The organism is Streptomyces sp. NPDC059002 (genome assembly GCF_042740435.1).
Classification (GTDB): domain Bacteria; phylum Actinomycetota; class Actinomycetes; order Streptomycetales; family Streptomycetaceae; genus Streptomyces.
On the sequence record NZ_JBHYJI010000004.1, the window covers coordinates 68870 to 90803 of the forward strand.

The following is a 21934-nucleotide window of genomic DNA, read 5'->3' on the forward strand; positions in this document are numbered from 1 at the left end:
CCACGCAGCACCTGGCGGACGCGGAACACCGCGTGGACGCCCGGCACTTCATGGACTCACCGCCTGCCACAGGCCCCGGCCCGCGCCCGCGCGCGGACGCCGCCCTGGCCGACCGCCTGGCCCTCTCCGTCCTCGCCCGCGAGGGCTCCGGCGTCCGTACGGCGGACGTCCCCGGCCTGCTCGCCGCGCGCGCCGGGTCCGGCGGCTACCTCGTGGACCGCATCCCGCTGGACGCCCTGTGCGGCTGGTCGTTCGCGCCGGGCACCGGCGACCTCGCGCACCGCAGCGGCCGGTTCTTCTCGGTGGCGGGCCTGCGCGCCGAGGTCGGCGGGGCGGCGCCGCACGCCTGGCGGCAGCCGGTCATCAACCAGCCCGAGGTGGGCATACTCGGGCTGCTCGCCCGGGAGTTCGACGGGGTCCTGCACTTCCTGATGCAGGCCAAGATGGAGCCGGGCAACGCGGGCCTCATCCAGCTCTCGCCGACGGTGCAGGCCACCCGGAGCAACTACACGAAGGTGCACCGGGGCCGCGACGTCGCCTACCTCGGCCACTTCACCGGCCCCGCGCGCGGCCGCGTCCTGGCCGACGTGCTCCAGTCGGAACACGGCTCCTGGTTCTTCCGCAAGACGAACCGCAACATGGTCGTCGAGGTCGACGAGGACGTCCCGGTCCGCGACGGCTACCTCTGGCTGACGCTGGGCCAGCTCGGCGAACTCCTGCGCCACGACGACGTCGTCAACATGGACACCCGCTCCGTCCTCGCCTGCCTGCCGTTCGCCCCGGAGACCGCGTCGGCCCTGCACTGCGACACGGAGGTCCGGTCCTGGTTCACCGAGGAACGCTCCCTGCGCGACGTGCGGGCCGAGCTCACACCGCTCTCCTCGGTGACCGGCTGGCACCGCGACCGCTGGGCCATCTCCCATGAAGAGGGCCGCTACTTCGAGGTCGTGGCCGTCAACGTACGGGCGGAGGGCCGCGAGGTCCCCCAGTGGACCCAGCCCCTGTTCCACCCGCTCGGCACGGGCGTCACCGCCTTCGTCACCCGCCGCTTCGGCGGCGTACGCCATGTCCTCGCCTGCGCGCGCAGGGAGGGCGGCTTCCTCGACACGGTGGAGCTCGGCCCGACGGTCCAGTGCACCCCCGCCAACCACGCCCACCTGCCGCCGGACCGCCGGCCCCCGTTCCTGGCCGACGTGCTGAACGCCCCGCGGTCCGCGGTCCTCTTCGGTACGACGCTCTCCGAGGAGGGCGGCCGGTTCCTGCGGGCCCGCAGCCGGTATCTGATCGTCGAGGCGGACGAGTCCACGGCCCCCACGACACCACCGGACGGCTTCATCTGGGTCACCCCCGGCCAGCTCAACTCCCTCACCCAGCACGGCCATTACGTCAATGTGCAGGCGCGCTCGCTCCTCGCGTCACTCCTGACGACGGAAGAACCACACCTGTCCGCGTAACATCAACGGCACCCGCATATCGGCACAAACTGGGCGAAGGGCGCAGCACCCATGGGCGAACTACTCGCAGGCCTCTTCCGCGTCGTCATGGAGGCCCTCGCCTACTTCCCACCCATCGGCTTCGTGCAGAAGCGCCGCAGGAAACGCCGCCTCGCCCAGCTCGCCCAGCTCGCCCAGGGCAAGGACGTCAGGATCCCGGTCGACCTGAAGGACCCCGAACTCACCGGAAGCACCTGGCAGAACGGCCACCTCCTGCTGGGCGGCAGGACCACCTTCTGGCAGCCCCGCAAGGGCCGCACCAACGCCGTGCCCTTCACCGCACCCGCCCTGGAGATGGCCTCGGCCGACAGCGCGACGGTCGCCTTCCGCTCCCCATCGGGCCGCACGGAACTCCGCGTACACGCCGACGAGGCCCCCGCCGTCCTCCGGGCCCTCGACCCGGACGGCACCTGACCCCGGCCCGGCCCGGACCGCCCCGCCCCGCTCCCGTCAGCGCCCCGCGCGCCGATGCCGGTCGAACCTCACGAGGACATGCACCACCCGCCACCCGCCCGCCCCGAGCCCCAGCACCCCACCGGCCATCTGGAGCCCCTTGCCGACGCGCGGCGACACCTCCCAGACGAGGCCGGGCAGCAGCACGGCAAAGAACACCGCGAGCGCGATGAACGCGGCACTGAACAGCGCGAACATGATCTCGACGGTCATCGCGTCCTTCTCCCAGCGGGACTCACGGCCCATATCCATGAGTCGAGTCTGACACGGGGCGCACGCGGGGCAGGCTGGGAGGACCCTACGCCGGCATCAACGGCGCCACCCGGTCACTCCCGAGCCGATCCCGCAGAGCGGTGTCGGTGATGCCGAGGCCCGGCGTCGGGGCCAGGCAGAGGACGCCGATCTTGCCCATGTGCGCGTTGTTCTGAATGGCGCGTGCGGCCTCGCCGACCGATTCCAGGGGGCGTACGTCGGAGAGCATCGAGGCGACGCGGCCGCGCTGGATGAGGCGGTTCGTCTGCCACTGCTCGTACAGGTTGGCGCCGTGGCTCCCGATGATCTTCTTCAGGCGCATCCACAGATAGCGGTTGTCGAAGGTGTGCTGGTAGCCCGTGCTCGACCCGCAGGTCACGATCGTGCCGCCGCGTCGGGCCGCGAACACCGAGATGCCGAAGGTGTCCCGCCCCACGTGCTCGAACACGATGTTGGGGTCCTCGCCGATCTCCTCGCGGATGATTTTCCCGAGCCGCTTCCCCGACTTGACCGCGACCTCCGGGTCGGCCGATATCTCGCCGATGTCGCGCCGGTCGATCACCAGCTCGCAGCCGAGGTCCCGGGCGATCTGGGCCTTCTTGTCCGAGCCGACGACCCCGACGGGGATGCCGCCGCCGTTGCGCACCATCTGGACGGCGTAGCCGCCCAGGCCACCGGCCGCGCCCCAGATGAGGACGACGTCCCCCTGCCGCATGTTGGCGCCGCGCTCGCTGATCAGCATGCGGTAGGCGGTGCCCGCGCACAGCGGATTGCAGGCGGCTTCCTCCCAGCTGAGATGGGCGGCCTTCGGCAGCAGCTGGCTCGCCCGTACGACCGCGTAGGCGGCGAGGCCGCCGAAGTTGGTCTCGAAGCCCCAGGCCCGCTGCTCGGCGCCCATCATCCCGTCGTTGTGGGTGACGGGATCCTGGTCGTCGACGTGCGCGGTCGCCACGACCACGTGGTCGCCGATCCGCACATTGCGTACGCCGGTGCCCGCGCGCACGACGACACCGGCCGCGTCCGAGCCGATCACATGGAACGGCTGGTCGTGCCGTGCCGCCCAGCCGCCCTGTTTCGCGTAGTGCCGGAGGAAGCCGAAGCTGGGCATCGGCTCGAACTTGGCCGACCACACCGTGTTGTAGTTCAACGCCGACGCCATGACGGCGACGAGCACCTCGTCCGGGGCGAGTTCCGGCATGGGCACGGGGCCGACGCGGATCGTCTTCCGTACGTCCTTGTCCGCGAGGCCGGAGAAGATGTCCACATCCTCGATCCGCAGATGTGCCGCCATGTACTCCGCCGGTACCGGAAGGCCCTTGAGGACATCAGGGGAGGCTCCGGAAAGCACGGCTTCAGCGAGTGCGTCCATGTGCGTCCAATCCCTTCGATTGCTCTTGCTGCGGAATGGGGCTGCCGACGTCCGCGACAGCGGGGCAGGACCGCCCGAGCCGGACCGGGAGCGACAGGAGACCTCGTGAGATGAGGCTCGGCTGCCACGTCAGTTCCTCGGCGTCCACGGCGAGCGAGAGGTCGGGGAAGCGGCTCAGGAGGCGGGTCAGCGCGATGCGGGACTCCGTGCGGGCCATGGCGGCTCCGGGGCAGCGGTGCACCCCGTACCCGAAGGCCAGGTGCCGGTTGTCGGGCCGCGACGGGTCCATGTCGTGGGGGCAGTCGAACCGGCCGGGGTCGCGGTTGGCGGCGGCCGGCGCCACGAGGACGATCTGGCCGCTGTCCACCGTGTGCCCGCCGATGCGGACCGGCGCCGTGGTGAAGCGCGGCGTCGCGACGTTCCCCGAACTCTCGTACCGCAGCGTCTCCTCCAGGAACGCCGGGACCAGGGCCGGGTCGCGGCGCAGTCCGGCGAGCAGACGCGGCTGGTTGAGGAGGATGAGGACGGCGTTGCCGATGAGTCCCGCGACCGTCTCCTGGCTGCCGAGGAGGATCACGTTCACCATGCCGACCAGCTCGCGCCGGTCAAGGCGGTCGCCGTCGTCGGCGGGGCTCATCAGCTCCGAGACGAGATCGCCGCCGCCCTTTCCCGCCCGCTCCTCGCACAGACGGTGGACGTACGCCTCGAAACGCGCGGCGGCCGCGTGCTTCTCGTCGGCGTCGGCGGTGGACACCTGGGTCGCCAACCAGCCCTGGAATTCGGCCCGGTCGGAGGCGCGGATGCCGATGAGTTCACAGATGACCGAGATCGAGAAGGGGTAGGTGTATGCCTGCAGCAGGTCGACCGGTTCCTGACCGGCCATGCCGTCCGTACCGGCCCTGTCGGCCATCCCGTCCAGCAAGGAATCCGCGATCTTCTCCATCCGCGGGGTGAAATCGCGGATCGTTCCGCTGGAGAGTGCCTTCATCGCGATCTTGCGGAGCCGGGTGTGCCGTGGCGGGTCGCAGTAGAGCATGTGGTCGTTGACCGGCGGGTCCAGGCGGAGGACGGTGTTGCCGTTGCTCTCGGCCTGCTCGCCCGGCGGGCCGTACAGGTCCTTGCTGAGGGTGGGATCCGTGAGGACCTCCTTGGCGAGGTCGTATCCGGTGACCAGCCATGCGTTCATGCCGCTGGGAAACTCGACGCGGTGCACGGGGCCCCGCTCGTTCAACTCCCGGTACACGGCATGCGGGTTCTGGAAGAAATCCCCGCTCAAGCGGTGGACAGAGTCTGTAGCCACAACGACCTCCTCTAAGCCGCGAATCTCGTGAAGCCCGACGAACCCTTCGCTACGCGCCGTCCCGTGCGTCACGGCGGAACAGGAAGGTGACCAGAAGCGTCAGCCCCGCCATCGTCGCGGCGGCGGCGAAGGCGGCGGTGATGCCGCTGACCAGGACCTGGTGCGGTGGACCCGGCTCGCCCCTGGAGGCCGCGCCGAACACCGTGGACAGGATCGCGAGGCCGAGCGCGACGCCGGTCTGCTGGATCGTCTGCATCGCGCCGCCCGCCACCCCGGACACGCTCGGCGGCGCGCTGGACATGATGATGACGCTGAGCGGCATCAACGCGAGGCCGGTGCCGCACCCCATCAGGACCGCCGCGACGAACACGAGCGGGAAGTAGTGGGTTTCGGTGGAGAGTCGGGTGAGCAGCACCAGCGCGACGACCATCGACGCCGATCCGGCCATCGTGACCGGCTTCGGGCCGACCCGGCGCAGCAGCAGCGGCACCAGACGGATCAGTACGAACATCAGGACGGCCGTCGGGAGGAACGCGAACCCCGTCGCCAGCGGGCTCATTCCGCGTACGTCCTGCATGTACAGGGACAGGAAGAAAAACATCGACATGCTGGCCATGTAGCCGAAGAAGACATTCGTGTAGGCGGCCGCGCGATTGCGGTCGGCGAACAGGCTCAGCGGCAGCAAGGGCCCCGCCGTCCGCCGCTCGACGGCGAGGAACAGCGCGGTCAGCACCACGCCCGCACCGAGCGACACCCCCGTCGTCACATCGCCCCAGCCCCGTGCGGCGGCGCTGATGAATCCGTACACCAGGGCGGCCACCCCGGCGGTCCCGGTCAGCGCGCCCGGCAGATCGAGGCGGGCCCGCCCGCGCGGCACCTCGGGCAGATACCGCAGGGCCAGCACGACCGCGGGCACGCCCAGCGGGACGTTGATGAACAGCACCGCACGCCAGCCGAGCCACTGCGTCAGCAGACCACCGACGATCAGGCCGACGGCGAACCCGGCACCGGCCATGCCCGAGTACAGCGCCAGCGCCTTCACCCGGGCCTTCGGTTCGACGAATATCGAGGTCAGCAGCGCCAGAGCGTTGGGTCCCGCCAGGGCGGCGCCGACGCCTTGCGCGACGCGCGCCGCGATCAGCCAGCCAGCGGTGGGCGCCAGGCCGCCGACCAGCGAGGCCCCGGTGAACAGGGCCACGCCCACCACGAACATCCTGCGGCGGCCCATGAGGTCGCCGAGCCGTCCGCCCAGCAACAGCAGCCCGCCGAAGACCAGGGTGTACGCGTCGATGACCCAGGACAGACCGGCGGTGCTGAAGTCCAGGTCGGACCGGATGCGCGAGAGCGCGACGTTCATCACCGTGACATCGAGAGTGATCATCAACTGGCAGGCGAGAAGGGTGGTCAGCGCCAGGCCCGGACGAAGTCCGGCCGCATCCCGGACGGATGAGGCAGAGGGCGACGCGGTGACATCAGGCAAGAGAACTCCTCCGGTTTCAACTCACCGAGATGCGGCGCAACTTCCTCGGGGAATCGGCCGGGTAGGCCGCCCGGCCGTGCAGGACGCGACGGTTGTCCATCAGCAGCACCTGTCCGGCCCGCCACCGGTGCGCGTACACGACCTCGGGACGGCTCAGCACCTGGGCGAGACGCTCGAAGAGCTCCAGGCTCCGCTCCTTGCCGTAACCGACCACGGCCGCACCGAAATTGCGGCTCGGATCCGCCGGGAAGTCGACGCCGACGCACAGCGCGTCCGCGCCCGTCACGGGGTCCACCTGGATCGGCGCCACGACCGGATTCCCCCCGGGCCGCTCCGCGTAGAACCCGGACACCCTCGACCAGTACTCGATCTCGATGCCGCGCAGCGTCCCCACCAGGTCGTCCGGTGCCGCCGCGAAGAAGGCCGCGCTGCTCGCGATGAGCGTCTCGCCGCCTTCGTACGGGGCTTCGAGGCACTCCCACCCCATGTAGCTGACCGCGTTGGCGTTCAGGTGCGCGTCCACGTGCATCGGTATCGCGCCGGTCCGGAACTGGGAGTTGTCGGTGTCCGCGCGCTGTTCCTGGATCAGCTGCGTGCCGAACCGGTACGAGGCCGGGTCGCCGAGCGGGGCCATGATGTCCTCCAGGGGCATCTGCTCCGGGCCCTCGGGCTCCATGACGACGAAGCCGTGGCGCTCCAGCTTCTCCAGGTACGGGGACGAGGGCCCCCGGTCGCACCGCGCCGCCGCGGCCAGTTCCCGCATGTCGGTGATCTCATGCATGCGCGTCGTCCCCCTTCAGGACTTCCCGGGCGTAGCTCGCCGCCGCGGGGCCGAACTGCAGCGCGGCGTGCGCGCCCGCCGTGTGCACGTCGCGCCAGAGCCGCTGCAGGACCGAGCCGGTGCTGTGGCCGCCGGAGCCGGACGCGCGCATCAGCCGGTCCACCGCGCCGACGAGCAGATCGGCCGCGAAGGCGCAGTCCCGTTGATTGCGCGCCACGTCCGCGCGGGTCACGGCCCCGGCCGTGTCGATGAACTCTCCGACGCGGTCGAGCAGCAGGTCGGCCGCGTCGATCTCGCCGGAACTGCGCGCGAACACATCGGCGTAGTGGGAGATGACCGGGTCGTATCCGGCCGGGCGCTCGCGGATCCGCGCCCCGGCCAGCCGCTCCCAGCAGCGCACCGCGCCCCGGGCCGCGCCGAGCATCGCCAGGCTGAACATGAACGTGTTCACCGCGAGGAGCGGCACCGCGCGGCCGTCGGGACCGGGCTGCGGGTCGTCGAGTTCCGCGAAGCACGCCAGCGGGAACGTCATCGGTGCCGCGACGAAGGCCCGGTCGACGACCACGGTGTGGCTGCCGGTGGCCCGCATCCCGATGTCGTCCCAGGTCTTCTCGACGCGCACCGCGTCGCAGGGCACGAGGAACACCCGGGCACCGGCCACCGGGTCCGCCGCCGCGCCCGCCACGCGGGCCGCGAGGAGCATCCAGTCGGCGTGCTCCGCCGCCGTCACCGAGGGCCAGGCCCCGGACAGCGTCCAGCCGCCGTCGGCCGGGGCGGCGGTGCCCCTGGGGGTCACTCCGCCCGCGATGAGGGTGCCCGGCCCCTTGGCCCACAGCCGCCGCTGTCCTTCCGGCGGCAGATGGCCCGCCGCGCGGGCCATGAGCGCCGCGAGGACCGCGCACCAGGCGGTCGCCGGGCACTCCGCGCCGATGACGACCGCGGCCCGTTTCAGTTCCAGGAAGGTGCTCTGCGGGTTCCCGTACGGCGGCGGTGCGAAGTGGTTCGTGAATCCGGCGGCGGTCACCGCTTCCATCACGTCGGGGTCCGGGGTGCGCGCGGCCTCGGCCTTGTCGGCGCGCTCCGCGGCGAGCGCGGCGATGTGCCGGGCCCGTTCCCGCAGAGGTGCCGGGTGGGTGGCCGTCATGAGTTCCTCCCCTCCGCGGCCCGTGCCGTACGAGCGAGGATCACGTCCGCCAGCCGCGCGACCGTCACCTGCTCGCCGAAGAGCCGGGCGGCCTCGAATTCCATGTCGAACCGGTCCTCCAGGCGCGAAAGGAGTCTGATCAGGTTCACGGAGTTGACTCCGGCGCCGATCAGGTCCGTGTGGTACTCGTCCGGGCCGAACGGATAGCCCTGCTCGCGCAGTTCGGCGGCGATCGCCTCGGACACCATGGGTTCGTTCACCGAAGTCCCCCCTCGATCTCGTCCCGCACGCGGGACGCGTTCTGTGGCGTGAATACGTCGAAGTGCCCGCCGGTCAGCGCGACCGTGCGCAGCGTCGGCGACCATCGCCGCCAGGCGCCCGGGTCGGGCTCGGCCGGCCGTTGCCCGGCGCGGCATTCGACGACGGGGGTCTCCAAAGAGCGCGGCTGCCAGTCCCGCAGCAGCAGCATGTTCTGCCGGTACACCTCGAACCTGCGGTGCAGTGCCGGATCGCCGCTCACGTCGGCCTCGGTCACGGCCACGCCGCCCGCGTGCCGGAGGTCGCCGACGAATCCGGCGAGGAGGGCCGCGTCGGTGTCGTCGCAGTGCCGTGCGTCGGCGGAGACCGGGGTGTCGACGACGACGACCCGCGTGGGCGGGCGGGGCGCCGACCGTGCCGCCTCGACGGCGAGCGCGCCGCCGAAGGACCAGCCGACGAAGACGCAGGGCACCCCCGGGTCCGTGGTCTGCGCCGCGAGGCGTTCGAGGCAGGCGCCCGCGGCGGCGGTCAGTCCCGTGGTCCGGTCGGGGGGTTCGAAGGGCCGGTCGAGGCCGAGCACGTGGACGTCGAGGTCCCCCGGCAGGCTCTGGATCAGCCCCGAGTAGCAGGCGACACCGCCGCCGACCGGCGGGAAGAAGACCACCCGGCCGCGCGGGCCCGCCACCGTGCGCGGGGCGAAGCTCCACACGGCGGGGCCCTCCGGCCCCCGTGCGGCTCCGCACAGTTGCGCGAGGCCGGTCACGGTCGGGTCCATGAGGAACCGTCCGAGTGAGATGTCGTGTCCGAACCTGCCGCGCAGCAGCGAGAGCAGCCGGATCGCGTCCAGGGAGCTGCCGCCCGACTCCAGGAAACCCTCCGGCCCCGCGGCCCGTCCGAGGATCTCCTTCCAGCACCACTCGACTTCGTGGACGTGGAGTCGGAGGCCGTGGGACACGGGCGGCTGCGCCGGTGCACCGGTCGCGGCTGCGCGCGCCCGAAGCCTGCGCTGATCGACCTTGCCGTTGACGGTCAGCGGGATCTCGTCGACGTCGACGAGCGCGAACGGGACCATGTACGACGGCAGTTCGTCCCGCAGCGCCGCCATGCTCCGCTCCCGCCAGTCGGCCGGCGCGTCGGGCGTCAAGGTCACACAGGCGAGAACGCCCCCGCCCTCCTCCGCGACGCAGGCGGCGCTGGCGCGCACTGGGGCGAGCGCGTCGAGCCGCGACTCGATCTCGCCGAGCTCCACCCGGGCACCGTTGACCTGCACTTGGGCGTCGGCCCTGCCGAGGAACTCGATGACGCCGTCGGGACCGCGACGGCCGCGGTCGCCGGTCCGGTAGACCCAGCCGTACTCGGGATCGTCGGCGAACGCCTCGGCGGTACGGACCGGATCGTTCAGATAGCCGTCGGCGACGCCCGCCCCGCCGATGTGGATCTCGCCGATGTGCCAGTCCGGGCACGTGCGCCCCTGCGCGTCCAGGACGAGCATGGCCTGTCCGGGCAGCGCCTTTCCGTACGGGACGGACCGGCCGGAGCGGTCGGCCTCGGTGATCCGGTGGTGGATCGACCAGATGGAGCCCTCGGTGGCACCGCCGAGGCTGATGACGTCGGCCTCCGGGGACAACTCCCGCAGCGCACCGGCCAAGTGCAGCGGAATCCAGTCCCCGCTGAGCAGGAAGGCACGGAGCGAGGGCAGGGTGCCGCCTTCCTCCGCGAGCAGCGAGGCAAGCGCGGGAGCCGAGTTCCAGACGGTCACCCCATGGGCCATGACCGCCTTCTGCCAGGCCGACGGGGTGCGCGCGGTGTCCTCCGAGAGGACCGTCACCGACGCGCCGACGAGCAGCGGACCGAACAGGTCGTACACCGACAGGTCGAAGCCGATCGACGACACCGCGAGCACGCTGTCCGCGGGGCCGAGGCCGACCATGTCGTTGATCGCGTCGATGGTGTTCAGGACGGCGGCGTGGCGGATCACCACGCCCTTGGGCTCCCCCGTCGACCCCGAGGTGAAGATGACGTACGCGACGTCGGGCGCGCCGCGGTCCGGCGGGAGGCTCCGCGCCCGTGCCGCCGCCGATGCCGGGGCGAGCGGGCGGACCCCGCGGCGCTGCCAGTGACCGGCTTCGCCCGCCTCCGCCGTGGTCACCACGCAGCGCAGCCCCGCTTGACGGGCGATGCGGTCGAGGCGCCCGGACGGCAGCCCGTGGTCCAGCGGGACGAACACACCACCGGCGAGCAACGTGCCGAGGATCGCGACGACTTGGTCACGGCCGCGCGGCAGCTGGACCGCCACGTGATCACCGACGCCGACGCCCGCCGCCACCAGGCGCCCCGCGACGTCCGCGGCGGCGTCGGCCAGCATGCGGTAGGTGAGAGAGCCCTCCTCGTCATGGACCGCGATGGCGTCGGGCACGCGCTCGGCGGTCTCCATGACGCGCCGCTGCAGGGTCATGGGGGCCGCGGAGCGGGTGGCGGCCCGGATGGCGGTGGGCTCAGGGTCCGGTCGCCCGGCCGGTCGGGTCCAACTCGCCTCGTCCGCGGCCAGTTGGGCGACCATGCGGGCGTAGGCGTCGATGAAGTCGGTGACGAACCCTTCGTCGAACGCGTCCGTACGCCAGTCGAAGCCCAGCCGGATCGTGCCGTTGGCGTCCACGCCGACCTGATGGTCCAGGAGGACCTGCGGCACCCTGAGTTGAATGCTGTCCCAGACACGGCGCAGGCCGAGCGCCTCCTCGCGTCCGGTGTCGAGTGCCACCGATGTGAAGGCGAAGGGGTGCCGCAGGCGGCTCCGGTCCGTGCCCGCACCGGCGAGGCGTGCGATGTCGAAGCCGTTGAGCGACGCGTGCAGCAACTGCTCCAGGTAGCGGCCCTGCACTTCCCGCGCGAGCGTGACGACGTCGCGTCCCGCCCGCTCCGGTATCGCCAGCGGAACGGTGTCGCCGTAGTTGCCGATCGCCTGCCCGGCACCGGCCTCGTCCCGCTGGGAGTGGACGAGCGTGAGCGTGTGCGGCCGGTCGCCGCCGACCGCGCCGAGGAGCGCCCCGTACACCGTCAGGAAGACCATCGGCAGGGTCAGGCCGTGCCGCCGCGCACGGGCCGCCAGCGCGCCCGCCGAGGCTTCGTCGATGAGCAGCATGCGGTGCATGACGGACCGGCCGGGCTGCCGCCAGCCGGGGCGCAGCGGCACCTCGGCAGCCTCCGGCAGCCGCGGGGCCACGCCTCGCCAGTAGCGTTCGTCGCGTTCCCGTCGGCGGGCCGTGGTCCGGGGCAGGGCCGGAACCGGATCCGCCGGGGCGGACGTTGGACCCGCCGCCCCGGTCTCGGCCTCGGCCTCGGTGGACACCAGCCCTTCGAGGAAGTCCGCGAGCGACGCCGCGTCCATCAGCCACAGTGCGTAGACCAGATGGAGCCGCGCCCTGCGGGGCGTGCGCACGAGGGTGACCTTCAGCTGCGGCCAGGCGTCGAACTCGAGGCGGTCGGAGCGGAACGCGTCGCGCACCCCGCTGTCGATCGCGGGGAACGTCTCTTCGGTGGCCGCGTGCACGGTCACCGGAACGCTCACGTCGTCGTCGAGCCGCGACAGTGTCAGGTCGTCGCCGACGCGCAGACGCAGGACGGGGTTCTCGCGCACCAGCCGGTCGAGTCGCGCCTGGACGCCGTCCGCGCGGGCCGGGTCCAGGTCACAGGCGACGTAGTACCGTGCTGGGCCGCGCAGTTCGAGTCCGTCCTGGTCGCCGACCAGATACCCGCGCTGGATCGGTCCCAGTGCGTACGGCGGGTGCGCCGCGGACACGGTGGATTCAGTCATGGAGCGCCTCCTGTCCCGCGCGGATCGTCCACAGAAGAACGCGGTGCACTCGCTCGATCACGCCGTCGCCGGAGATGCCCTTCCGGTAGTAGTAGCCGACGACCATCTCCCTGCCGGACATCTGGAGCTCTCCCTGCAGTTGGTAGCGCAGCCCCCGGCCCAGTGCCCGCGGCTGCCAGTCGCCGAGGTCGCGGGCGCGCAGGTCGCGGGGCATGGGGCGCTGGTTGAACAGGACCGTGGACAGCGGGAAGCAGTCCGCGCCGGTCAGCCCCAGATCGGTGACGCGCTGGTCGAACTCCCAGTCGCTGTGGGCCGCGCCGTCGGCCAGCTGGCGTGCGACGGCGGCGATGTCGTGGCGCAGGGATCCGGCACCAGGCGTACGGACGACGAGGGTGGTGGTGAAGTTCCCGACCACGTCGGCCGGGCTGTCCCCGCGGTGCTGCCCCACCACGATGACGGGCGGCCGGTCGACGCCGAAGGTCTCCGCGACGGCCCTCTCGAAGGCGGCAAGGACCACGGTGAACGCGGAGACACCGAGGTCCTCCGCGATCCGGTGCACGGCACGCGTGCACAGGGCGCCGAGGGGTTTCGAGACCAGCTCGCCCTGCGCCGCGTCGCTGCCGGTGGCTTCGGGCAGCCGGAACTGGGTGACGCCGTCCAGCAGTTGCCGCCAGTAGTCGGCGGCCGCGTGGGGCAGCTCCGTACGCGCGGTCGCCACGCAGTAGTCGCGATAGCCGTCCGGGGGCCCGGCGGGTTCGAGTCCTCGTCCGGTCAGGAGTGCGGTCAGCTCACCGGCCAGCACATCGAGGCCGAGGCCGTCCACGAACAAGTGGTGGACGGCCAGCACGACCGAACAGCCGTCGGCGCCCGCCACCAGCACGGCCCGCAGCGGCGGCGGAGCCGTGGGGTCGATCAGCTCGGCCACCAGGGCGCCGCGCTCGGCCTGCAGCCTTGCGCGGAACTCCGCCGAGTCCACGGGGTCGTCGGTGGCCACGGCACGGACCGGGCAGGTCAACTCCCCCGGATCCGTGAAGGTTTGCCGATCTCCGCCAGGGGTGAGCGCCAGGGCGAGTGCGTCGTGGCGCCGGAGCAGCGTGTGCAGCGCCTGCTCGACCTCGGCGGCGGCATGGCGCCGGTCGAACCGGATCTCCCGGGACAGGTTGCACCAGTTCGCGTTGCCGTCGGCCATGCAGACCCACATGTACCCGACCTGCCGGGTCGACAGCGGGTAGGGGGTGCCGGGCCCGGCCGCCCCGCCCGCGGTCTCCCCGTCGGCGACCGGGACCGCGACGTGCTGCCGCTTCTCGATCTCGCGGGCCAGCGCCGCCACATCGCGCAGGGCGAAGCACTCCTGGACGGTCAGCCGGAGCCCGTAGCGCCTCCGTATCTTCGCCACGGCGACAGCCATGTCGAGGGACGAGACGCCTGCTTCGGCGAATCCGGTCGCGTCGTCGCCCTCGCAGCCCAGGGCCGCGCGCAGGACCTGCTCGATCCCCGCGGGCTCCGCGTCGCCCGCCGCCGGGTCCGTGGCGGCGGGGGCGGATGCCAGGAGGTCGGCGGACGCGATCAGCGCGCGCCGGTCCACCTTTCCGCTGCGCAGCATCGGCAGCTGCGCGCGCACGTGCAGTGCGAACCTGGGCAGGTGCTTCTCCCGGCCGATGCGGTGGACGGCGGCACGCAGGCCCTCGGCGGCCGCGTCGTCGTGCGGTGCGGCCGCGAAGTCGTGCGGTGCGGCCGCGACGAAGATCTGGGGGCCTTCCCGGTCGACGACGACGCACTGCCCGACGCCGTCCAACGCCTCGACGGCGTCGATGAATCCGTGGAAGGAGACGCGCCGCCCCGCGAACTTGATGTCGTTGCCGCAGCGGCCGACCAGGACGATGTCGCCGTCGGCGCCGCGGTATCCGAGATCACCGGTCCGCAGCGGTACGGCGAACGGCACGACGTCGTGCGCGCCGGGCGCGTCCCCGGCCGCGGCGCCGAGCACCCCGAGTGCCGGTGCGTCCGCGGTGAGGAGCACCTCGCCGATTCCCTCGCCGTCGGGCTCGTCGATGGTCACCTCGATGCCGGGGCGGACCCTTCCGACCGGTGTCGCCTCTTCCGCGCCGTGCTCGAAGCGCTGTACGTGGCGCCGGTACAGCTGGGCGAGGGTCGCCTCGGTCTGCCCGTACAGGTTCACGATCTCGGCGTTGGGAGCGATCGCGGCCCACTCTTCGACGACACGTCGGCCGAGCGTCTCGCCCGCGAAGAAGACGAGCCGGAGGTCTGTCAACTGGGCGTCGGCAGAACGCAGTTCACCGGCCAGACGCATCGCGATGGACGGCACGAGAAATGCCGTCGTCGGGGCGGAATCGATGAAGTGTCCCGCCAGCGCCGAGAAGTCCAGCTGGGCGTCGACGGGCGGCAGTGACAGCGTTCCTCCCGCGCCGAGCACACCGAGCAGTTCCCGCAGCGACGGGTCGAAGTTGACGCGGGTGACGGCGGCGCACCGGTCGGTCGCGTCGAGTGCGAACTCCTCGCGGAACCAGGCGAGGAAGGAACTCAGGCCCCGGTAGCTCCCGACGACGGCCTTCGGTTCGCCCGTCGACCCGGACGTGGGGATCACATATCCCGCGTCCGCGTCGCGGAAGACCCGTGCCCGCCGGGGGACGTCCGGCAGCGAGTCGACGACGACCTCGCCGGTGCCCGCGTCGAGCACGATCTCGGCCGTTCCCGCGGTCGCGCCGCGGTACTGGTCCACGGGGGTGACATCACTGCTGATGACGACCGCGGGACACGTACGGCGGTCCAGCCACGCGTACTGGTCCCGGCTCAGCCCGGCGTCGACGGGCACCGGCACCGCACCGGCCCGCCAGGCCGCGAGCAGCCCGATCACATACGCGGGCGACAGCGGCCCCATGACCAGCACGCAGGACCTGGCCACGCCGAGCGGGGCGAGCCGCTCCGCCAACGCGCCGACGGCCGACTCGACTTGGGCGTGGGTCAGCTGTCTGCCACACCATTCGACGGCGGTCATCCGGTGGGTGCTCCTACGCCTTCGATGAGCCGTCTGACGGCTTCGTGGTCGGTCTTGCCCACCGGGGTGCGCGGCACCGTGGCCGCGAAGGTGTACTTCTGCGGCAGCTGGTGGGGCAGCATCCGGGCCCCCATCTGCCGCCGGACCGACTCCACCGTGCGGCCGGGACCGGCCACGACCAGCGCGGCGATCTGCTCGCCGCCCTCGCCGTCGGGCACTCCGGCGACCGCGCAGTCGACGACCCCGTCGCAGGCCCGGAGCGCCGTCTCCACCTCAAGGGGTGCGACCTTGTTGCCGGATACGTTGATGAAGCTGGACCTGCGCCCGCGGATGAACCAGCCGTCCGGCTCCTCGACGACGAGGTCGTGCGTCCGCAGCCAGCCGTCCACGAACATCTCGGCCTCCGCCGCCGCGTCGCGGTAGTACCCGCGCGCCAGGGACGGCCCGCGCACCCACAGTTCGCAGATTCCCCCGGGCCCTTCGGACGGGTCGACGGGGTCGAGGCGCCATTCGATCCCCGGCATGGGCAGCCCGATCGAGCCGGGTCCCGCGTCCTTGCCGTCGTAGGTGATGACGCCGATCTCACCGAGGCCGTACCCCTGGCGCAGCGGCAGCCCGAACCGCTCGCGGAACCGCGCCTGGGTGTCGGCGCCGATCGGCGCGCTGCCCGTGAGGGCGAGTCGCAGCGAGCCGAGCTTCGCCCCGTCCACGCCCTCGGCGGCGACCAGCGTCTGGTACATCACGGGAAGCCCGCTGACGACGGTCACCGCGTGCCGCGCGACGAGACCGGCAAGACCACGGGCGGTGAGCTGCCTGCCGCGGGTGAAGACGACCTTCGCCCCGCTCAGCAGGCTGGGCAGCGTCAGGACGTCGATGCCGTGCCCGTGCCAGAGCGGCAGGGCGCACAACACCACGTCGGACGGCCTCAGTTCGCCCTCCTGCGACCAGGACCGTACGCGTTCCATGACCGCGGCCTGGCTCATGACGACGCCCTTGGGCTCCCCGGTCGAGCCGGAGGTGCAGTGCACCACGAAGTCGGTGGGCCGGTAGTCGTGCGGTGCGGGGGCGCCCGCGGGGGCCGTGCCCACCGCCTCGGCCTCGATGGAGCCGCTGCCCGCCGCGCCGTCCCGTATCAGCAGGGACAGGTCGAACTTCGCGGCCAGGCGCGCCAGTTCCTCGGGGGCCGCGTCGCCGTCGAGCAGGACGACGACCAGGCCGAGCTTGGCGGCCGCGAAGTAGGAGGCGACGAAGGTGAACGGATCGTCGACGGCCAGGCCGACGGCGCGGCGGGACGGGCCGTGCCCGCCGAGCGACGCGGCGATGGCGTCGGCCGCCTGGAGCAGTCGGCCACGGGACCGCGCGACGCCGTCGTACCCCACCACCGCCGGTGCGTCCGGGCCGCGTCCCGTGACGGCACGCAACGCCGAGTAGAGCGCGCCCTCTTCGGTTCCGCCGGCCTTGGCCGGGTGGCTGCCGGCCGTCATGAGGCGGCGCCCCTGCCCTGTCCGCCGCCGGTGCCCAGGACGTTGTCGAAGTGCTTGTGCATCGCTTTGGCGCCGAACGTCGCCCGGTGCACCGCCTTGGAGGCCTCGCGGCTGTTCTCCAGGGCCTCCCGCATGGGGGTGACGAGCACCCGCTTGGTCGCCGAGAACGCGATCTCCGGATACCGGCCCATGCGGGCGGCGCGCTGCAGCGCCCGTTCGAGCAGGAACTCCGGTTCGCAGATCTCGTCCACCATGCGCCGGTCCCGTGCCGTGTCGGGGCCGATGGGACGGCACGACATGATGACGTGGCGGGCGACGTCGTGGCCGCAGGCCGTGGAGAGGATGGTGGCGGCCATGGAGGCGCCGATGCCGTGTTCCAGCTCGGGCATCACCAGGTCCGCGCGCGTCGACATGATCTTCCAGTCGAACATCATGGCCAGCTGGAACCCCAGGCCGATGGCGTGCCGGTCGATCGCCGCGACGGTGGGTTTGCGGGTGTTCAGGACCGACAGATAGAGGTCGGTGCACCAGTCGATGGTTTCGTTGATGGCCTCGTCCGTGGCAAGGAGCCGGGCCTCGTTGAAGTTGCCGCCCGCGCTGAAACATCGGTCCTGCCCGCCGAAGACCACGACGGCGTCGACGTCGTCGTCGGCGTCCGCCTTGCCGACGGCCTCCATGAAGAGGTGCGCCATCTCCTTGCCGAACGGATTCGTCGGCTTCTCGTGCGCCAGGGTCAGGACCCGGGTCCGGTCGACATCGGTTACGTCAATCAGTGCCATGGTGCGGTTCCCCGTTCCTCAACAGTGCTCACGGACGTACCTGGAGATCGCGCCCTGCAGGCAGGTGTCCGAGTCGACCGGCTCGTCCGGCGACACGGCCAGCGTGTCCGCGAGTTCGAAGCCGACGCACTCGTAGAACCGTTCGACGTCGACGGTGTGCACGCCGACGCGCCGGGCGATGGCGCCCTCCAGATTGCGGTGCACACCACTGCCGTGGTGGAGCGCCTGCTTGCGCCGCCACGCGATGCGGTCCGGCAGGAGCCGCGTCGCCGCCGCGCGCATATGGCCCTTCTCCCGGTCGCGGTGGCGCATGACGCCGGGATCGGTGTCGAGCGCGGACTGGATCACGGGCGTGTTCCAGTACATGTGGCGCAGCGTGTAGCCGTGCGCCGCGGCCGCGAGGCCCGACAGCTCCCCGGCGAGCGCCGCGTCGGCCAGGCACTGGGCGACCGCCTGCCGCAGATCGGCGACCGGACCCGCGTCGACGCGCAGGCCGGAGTTGATGAAGTCGGCGCCGACGCCGGTCAGTACGGTCCCGCGGGGCAGCCGCCCGCTCCGGTAGACCGCCACGAGGGCGACGCCCCCGGCCACGGCTTCCGCGCCCGGGGCGCCGAGCATGCGGACGGTTTCCGGCAGGGCGCGGAGGATGTCCTCCTCCGTCAGCCCGATGTGGCGCACGGGCATGCCCAGGTGCTCGCCGAGCTCGTCCGCCGTCGCGTATTCGTCGCCCCACGGGGTGCCCAGGGTGGCGAGGTGGTCGAGCATTCCGGCTTCCTTGGCCAGCGCGGCGACCAGACCCGAGTCGACCCCGCCGGAGACGACAGCGGTGACGGGCCGCGGCTCACCGGCGTTGACGATCTGCCGGCGCAGCACCTCGATCTGCCGGTCGCCCGCCTCGACGGCGCTCTCGCCCCGCACGGGCGACGCCTTCCAGCTGTGCGTGACCGTCTCGGTGATCTCCACCGTGCCACCGGCACGGGCGAGGACGACCGTACGGCCGCCACCGATCTTGTGGATCGACCCGCGTGCGGCGCGCAGTCGCCCGGTGCGGTCGTGGTCCGCCGCCGTGCCGGGGACGACGCGGGCGGTGAGGTCGGCGAGGTCGGTCCCGATGAGGAAGCGGTCGGCGCCGGGTTCGCCCCAGCGGTACAGCACCGTGGGGTTCTGCGGGCTGGTGCGGATCACCACCCGGTCGCCGCTCCACTCGATGGTGCCGCAGCTGTCCGCGCCCGCGGGCAGCGGCAGGCCGCGGCCCAGCTCCTCGACGAGGAGGTGGCCGGTCGTGCTCGGTTCTCCGGCCGGGCCGACCCGTGTCACCAGGCCGTCGCGGCGGTTTCGGACGTCCAGCAGGAGCGAAGGAAAGCTGTTCATCTGTCCCCCGAGCTCAGGAAACCGACAGGCGGACGATCTTGCGGGGCTGGCCGGGGAAGGCGGCGCGGCCGTGCACGAGCCGCCGGTTGTCCAGGATCATCACCTGGCCGGGCCGCCATGCGTGGGCGTAGAGCACGCTCGGCCGGTGCAGCACCGCGCTGATCTCCCGGAGCAGTTCGGCGCTTTCCTCCTCGCCGTATCCGACCACCACGGAGTCGTGGGTGCGCGTCGGATCGTCGGCGTCGCTGAAGCCGATGACCAGTCGCTTCCCGCCGGTCTCCGGATCGACCTGGATCGGCGCGAGCCGGGGGTGGTCTCCCTCGGGCCGGTCCTTGTAATAGCCGGATATCCGGTTGCGGTATTCGACGACGATGCCGCTCATCGTCTCGAGGAGTTCGGCCGGGGCGTGCTCGAAGAACGCGTCGGAACTGGCGACCAGGGTTTCCCCGCCCACTTCCGGTGCCGTGACGCAGTGCATTCCGATGTACTTCACCGGCGGCCCCGCGTTGAAGGTCGCGTCGGCGTGCAACGGCATTCCACGGGTGGTGAATTGAACGTTCTCGCTGCCCTCGTCCGGCATGAGGGTGAGCTTGGTGCCGAAGTTGTAGGCGACCGGCTCGCCGAGGCCCCGCATGATGTCGTCGAGGACCAGGTCGTCCGTGTCGCCGGGATCGAGGACGACGAATCCGCAGTCGTCGAGTCTTTCCCGGAATTCATGACGTTCATCAGGCGTGCACCACGCGCGCCGCGCGATGTCTGCCATGTGCAGCGAGTCGGCCACGTCAGCTGCACCGCCATGTCGTCGGGATCGTGCGGCGCGTGGTGCTGGAGTAGAGACTCCCGGCCAGGGAGCCGTCGTCCGCGGACACCTTGACGTTCTTCTCCATGCCCGTGAGCGTGGCGATCTCCGTGCCGAGCTGCCAGACCCCGAGCACCTGGGCGCCGAAGGGCGCGTCCTTGTAGCCGACGGACTGGCCGGAGCGGTTGATCGTGTAGAGCAGTGCGTCCTTGTCGGCCGTGATGGCCGTGCCGTTCTGGTCCCACACGACGCCGTTGACGTCGGCCGTCCCCGCGACCCGGCCGTTGGAGATCGCGTGTCCCTGGGTCCTGGCCGCGCCCGCCGGGGCCGCCAGCTTCCGGCTGCTCCCCGCGCGCCACAGGTGGGCGGAGGTGGCGCTGATCGGGTCGTCCGCGGGGTAGGCGTTGACCAGCACGGTGCCGTCCTGGTCGATGCCGACGGCACTGGTCTGCCCGGTGGTCGGCAGGCCGCCGGTCAGGCGTACGACGGTGCCCGGCGCGGACGCGGGCCACCTGACCGCGACCATGGGGGCCTTGTCCCGGTCGGCCCTGGCGTAGCCCACGATGTCGCCGCTGTCGTTGATCGCCGTGGGGAAGGCGTTCATGGCGCCGTCGAACGACGGCACGGGAAGGGCCTCCAGCTTGCCGTCGCGGGAACGGAAGGGAAGGACGTTGTTGTTGTCGTCGACCGCGTGGCCGACCACGGTGCCGTCGCGGTTGACGCCTTCGACGGTCGGGCGCGAGCCGGGCAGGCTTGCGAGGGTGCCGTAGTCGGTGACCTGGCCGTTCTTCCAGCGGACGGCATGAGGCGCGGTGCCGTAGGTGTGCCCCGCGTAGCCGCCCGCGCTGTCGGCCGATGTGACGATGCCTTCGGTGGCTCCCGCGGGCAGCGGAAGACTGGCCGGCGTGCAGACCGCGGTCGCCGCGGCGGTCGCGACGGGGGACATGAGCAGCGTGGACGCCCCCACCGCGAGCGCCGTCAGGCCCGTCGTGACGTGTCTGGACCACATACCTCGACCAACTCCTTCACGGGTGACTGCTGACCGCCCCACGCTCGCAAAGGCCGCTGACAGCGAACTGATGCCGCCGGACGATCACGCCGCGGCGCCCGTCCACGAGGGCGCCTGCAGGATCTCCACCACGGCGCACGACCAGGTGAATCCGGCCCCGACCCCCGCGAGGAGGCACCGCTGTCCCGGCTCGGCCTTGCCCGACTCCGCGAGGTGGGTGAGGCTCGCGAACTGGTCACCCGCGCCGAGGTGTCCGACCGTTCTGCCCCAGGACCAGGTGGTCGCGTCCCGGTCGAGGTGCCACGGCCGCAGAAAGGTCTGTGTGAGCCTGCGGCGCCCGAAGTGCGGCAGGACGAACCAGTCGATGTCGGAGAGTTCGCAACCGGCCTCGTTGAGCGCGCGCTTGAGCACCTCGGACAGGCCTGCCGTCGACTGCGCGACGATGTAGGAGACGTCCACCTTGTCGATGAACGCCTGCTTGATCACGTCCAGGTCCACGGGCCGCCGGACCTCGAACGGCTCGGCCCCGAACGGGTCGTCGCCCCGGTGCATCTGCTCAAGCTCCGGCCCGGAGACGGTGCACAGGCTGCGGAGTCGCGCGAAGCCCGGGTGGCGGGAGAGGACCAGTGCCGTGCCGACGTCGCCGTACACGGTGCCCGGATCGCTCTGCCAGCGGTCGAAGCCGGGCGGGCAGAACCGGTCGCCCGTGGTGAGCAGGGCCGAGCTGGTGCGCATCCCGCCGGTGAGCATCCCGGCCGCCAGTTCCATGGCCGCCATGCCCCCGTTGGAGAGCTGGCGGACCTCGATGGCGGGGCAGCGGTTGCCGACCGCTTCGCGCTGGATGTAGGAGACCGGGGCCCACAGGTCGTGGCCCTGGTAGTAGACGTCGGCGTGCAGGATCAGGTCGATGTCCAAGGGCACGGTGCCGGAGCGCCGCAGTGCGGTGCGGGCGGCCTTGGCCGCCATCTCGGGGCCCGATTCGCCGTCCGAGACGGCGATGGACTCCATGTCCGTGCGCCGCGCGAGCTTCTCGTCGAAATCACCGCGTACCACGGCGTCCGACACCGCGACCCGACCGGGTATGTGCACGCCGACTCCGGTGATGTACAGGTCGTCGAACCTCATCAGTCCGTAT

17 protein-coding genes are annotated in these 21934 nt (G+C 71.9%); 2 read left to right on the forward strand and 15 right to left on the reverse strand.

Annotation, left to right across the window (positions count from 1 at the left end):
* Positions 1 to 50 precede the first annotated feature (50 nt).
* Positions 51 to 1454: an NDP-hexose 2,3-dehydratase family protein gene (locus tag ACFWZ2_RS05730; protein WP_384542767.1), complete on the forward strand. Its 1404-nt coding sequence runs from the start codon at positions 51 to 53 to the stop codon at positions 1452 to 1454.
* Positions 1455 to 1505: 51 nt separating this feature from the next.
* Positions 1506 to 1907: a hypothetical protein gene (locus tag ACFWZ2_RS05735; protein ID WP_384542315.1), complete on the forward strand. Its 402-nt coding sequence runs from the start codon at positions 1506 to 1508 to the stop codon at positions 1905 to 1907.
* A gap of 36 nt (positions 1908 to 1943) precedes the next feature.
* On the opposite strand, the gene ACFWZ2_RS05740 is transcribed toward ACFWZ2_RS05735, so the two are convergent.
* The 15 genes from ACFWZ2_RS05740 to ACFWZ2_RS05810 all read right to left on the reverse strand — a co-directional run bounded on the left by ACFWZ2_RS05740 (position 1944) and on the right by ACFWZ2_RS05810 (position 21924).
* Positions 1944 to 2198 carry a DUF6332 family protein gene (locus ACFWZ2_RS05740; protein WP_384542321.1) on the reverse strand — a complete coding sequence of 85 codons (255 nt, stop codon included), beginning with the start codon at positions 2196 to 2198 and terminating at the stop codon, positions 1944 to 1946.
* 46 nt (positions 2199 to 2244) lie between these two features.
* Positions 2245 to 3567 (reverse strand): crotonyl-CoA carboxylase/reductase, encoded by a 1323-nt coding sequence (ccrA, locus tag ACFWZ2_RS05745; RefSeq protein WP_384542325.1) that lies wholly within the window; start codon positions 3565 to 3567, stop codon positions 2245 to 2247.
* On the reverse strand, positions 3551 to 4867 hold the full coding sequence (locus ACFWZ2_RS05750; RefSeq protein WP_384542328.1) for a cytochrome P450: 1317 nt from the start codon (positions 4865 to 4867) through the stop codon (positions 3551 to 3553). Before ACFWZ2_RS05750 ends, ccrA begins: the two co-directional genes overlap by 17 nt.
* A 49-nt stretch (positions 4868 to 4916) precedes the next feature.
* A complete protein-coding gene (locus ACFWZ2_RS05755) occupies positions 4917 to 6347 on the reverse strand; it encodes an MFS transporter (protein ID WP_384542331.1) in 1431 nt (476 codons plus the stop codon).
* Positions 6348 to 6363: 16 nt separating this feature from the next.
* Positions 6364 to 7128: a TauD/TfdA family dioxygenase gene (locus ACFWZ2_RS05760; protein ID WP_384542334.1), complete on the reverse strand. Its 765-nt coding sequence runs from the start codon at positions 7126 to 7128 to the stop codon at positions 6364 to 6366.
* Positions 7121 to 8272, reverse strand: a complete 1152-nt coding sequence (locus ACFWZ2_RS05765) for a hydrolase (RefSeq protein ID WP_384542337.1) — start codon at positions 8270 to 8272, stop codon at positions 7121 to 7123. The genes ACFWZ2_RS05760 and ACFWZ2_RS05765 overlap by 8 nt, the downstream gene beginning before the upstream one ends.
* Positions 8269 to 8532, reverse strand: a complete 264-nt coding sequence (locus ACFWZ2_RS05770) for an acyl carrier protein (RefSeq protein WP_384542340.1) — start codon at positions 8530 to 8532, stop codon at positions 8269 to 8271. Before ACFWZ2_RS05770 ends, ACFWZ2_RS05765 begins: the two co-directional genes overlap by 4 nt.
* A complete protein-coding gene (locus ACFWZ2_RS05775) occupies positions 8529 to 12341 on the reverse strand; it encodes an amino acid adenylation domain-containing protein (RefSeq protein ID WP_384542343.1) in 3813 nt (1270 codons plus the stop codon). Before ACFWZ2_RS05775 ends, ACFWZ2_RS05770 begins: the two co-directional genes overlap by 4 nt.
* The gene (locus ACFWZ2_RS05780; RefSeq protein ID WP_384542346.1) at positions 12334 to 15357 is read right to left on the reverse strand and encodes an AMP-binding protein; all 3024 of its coding nucleotides are present in this window, start codon (positions 15355 to 15357) and stop codon (positions 12334 to 12336) included. The genes ACFWZ2_RS05775 and ACFWZ2_RS05780 overlap by 8 nt, the downstream gene beginning before the upstream one ends.
* Positions 15354 to 16841 carry a class I adenylate-forming enzyme family protein gene (locus tag ACFWZ2_RS05785; protein WP_384542349.1) on the reverse strand — a complete coding sequence of 496 codons (1488 nt, stop codon included), beginning with the start codon at positions 16839 to 16841 and terminating at the stop codon, positions 15354 to 15356. The genes ACFWZ2_RS05780 and ACFWZ2_RS05785 overlap by 4 nt, the downstream gene beginning before the upstream one ends.
* Positions 16838 to 17620, reverse strand: coding sequence for an enoyl-CoA hydratase/isomerase family protein (locus ACFWZ2_RS05790; RefSeq protein WP_384542352.1), 783 nt, complete (start codon positions 17618 to 17620; stop codon positions 16838 to 16840). The genes ACFWZ2_RS05785 and ACFWZ2_RS05790 overlap by 4 nt, the downstream gene beginning before the upstream one ends.
* An 18-nt stretch (positions 17621 to 17638) precedes the next feature.
* Positions 17639 to 18991 carry an asparagine synthase C-terminal domain-containing protein gene (locus ACFWZ2_RS05795; protein WP_384542355.1) on the reverse strand — a complete coding sequence of 451 codons (1353 nt, stop codon included), beginning with the start codon at positions 18989 to 18991 and terminating at the stop codon, positions 17639 to 17641.
* A gap of 13 nt (positions 18992 to 19004) precedes the next feature.
* Positions 19005 to 19772, reverse strand: coding sequence for a TauD/TfdA dioxygenase family protein (locus ACFWZ2_RS05800; protein ID WP_384542357.1), 768 nt, complete (start codon positions 19770 to 19772; stop codon positions 19005 to 19007).
* 1 nt (position 19773) lies between these two features.
* A complete protein-coding gene (locus ACFWZ2_RS05805; RefSeq protein ID WP_384542360.1) occupies positions 19774 to 20799 on the reverse strand; it encodes a hypothetical protein in 1026 nt (341 codons plus the stop codon).
* A gap of 84 nt (positions 20800 to 20883) precedes the next feature.
* Positions 20884 to 21924 (reverse strand): ketoacyl-ACP synthase III family protein, encoded by a 1041-nt coding sequence (locus tag ACFWZ2_RS05810; RefSeq protein WP_384542363.1) that lies wholly within the window; start codon positions 21922 to 21924, stop codon positions 20884 to 20886.
* Between the last annotated feature and the right edge of the window lie 10 nt (positions 21925 to 21934).

What these genes read in the sequence shown, in the direction of transcription:
- ACFWZ2_RS05730 (WP_384542767.1), top strand. Translation starts at nt 51, where the DNA reads ATGGACTCACCGCCTGCCACAGGCCCCGGCCCGCGCCCGCGCGCGGAC.
- ACFWZ2_RS05735 (WP_384542315.1), top strand. Translation starts at nt 1,506, where the DNA reads ATGGGCGAACTACTCGCAGGCCTCTTCCGCGTCGTCATGGAGGCCCTC.
- ACFWZ2_RS05740 (WP_384542321.1), bottom strand. Translation starts at nt 2,198, where the DNA reads ATGGATATGGGCCGTGAGTCCCGCTGGGAGAAGGACGCGATGACCGTC.
- ccrA (WP_384542325.1), bottom strand. Translation starts at nt 3,567, where the DNA reads ATGGACGCACTCGCTGAAGCCGTGCTTTCCGGAGCCTCCCCTGATGTC.
- ACFWZ2_RS05760 (WP_384542334.1), bottom strand. Translation starts at nt 7,128, where the DNA reads ATGCATGAGATCACCGACATGCGGGAACTGGCCGCGGCGGCGCGGTGC.
- ACFWZ2_RS05765 (WP_384542337.1), bottom strand. Translation starts at nt 8,272, where the DNA reads ATGACGGCCACCCACCCGGCACCTCTGCGGGAACGGGCCCGGCACATC.
- ACFWZ2_RS05775 (WP_384542343.1), bottom strand. Translation starts at nt 12,341, where the DNA reads ATGACTGAATCCACCGTGTCCGCGGCGCACCCGCCGTACGCACTGGGA.
- ACFWZ2_RS05780 (WP_384542346.1), bottom strand. Translation starts at nt 15,357, where the DNA reads ATGACCGCCGTCGAATGGTGTGGCAGACAGCTGACCCACGCCCAAGTC.
- ACFWZ2_RS05785 (WP_384542349.1), bottom strand. Translation starts at nt 16,841, where the DNA reads ATGACGGCCGGCAGCCACCCGGCCAAGGCCGGCGGAACCGAAGAGGGC.
- ACFWZ2_RS05790 (WP_384542352.1), bottom strand. Translation starts at nt 17,620, where the DNA reads ATGGCACTGATTGACGTAACCGATGTCGACCGGACCCGGGTCCTGACC.
- ACFWZ2_RS05795 (WP_384542355.1), bottom strand. Translation starts at nt 18,991, where the DNA reads ATGAACAGCTTTCCTTCGCTCCTGCTGGACGTCCGAAACCGCCGCGAC.
- ACFWZ2_RS05805 (WP_384542360.1), bottom strand. Translation starts at nt 20,799, where the DNA reads ATGTGGTCCAGACACGTCACGACGGGCCTGACGGCGCTCGCGGTGGGG.
- ACFWZ2_RS05810 (WP_384542363.1), bottom strand. Translation starts at nt 21,924, where the DNA reads ATGAGGTTCGACGACCTGTACATCACCGGAGTCGGCGTGCACATACCC.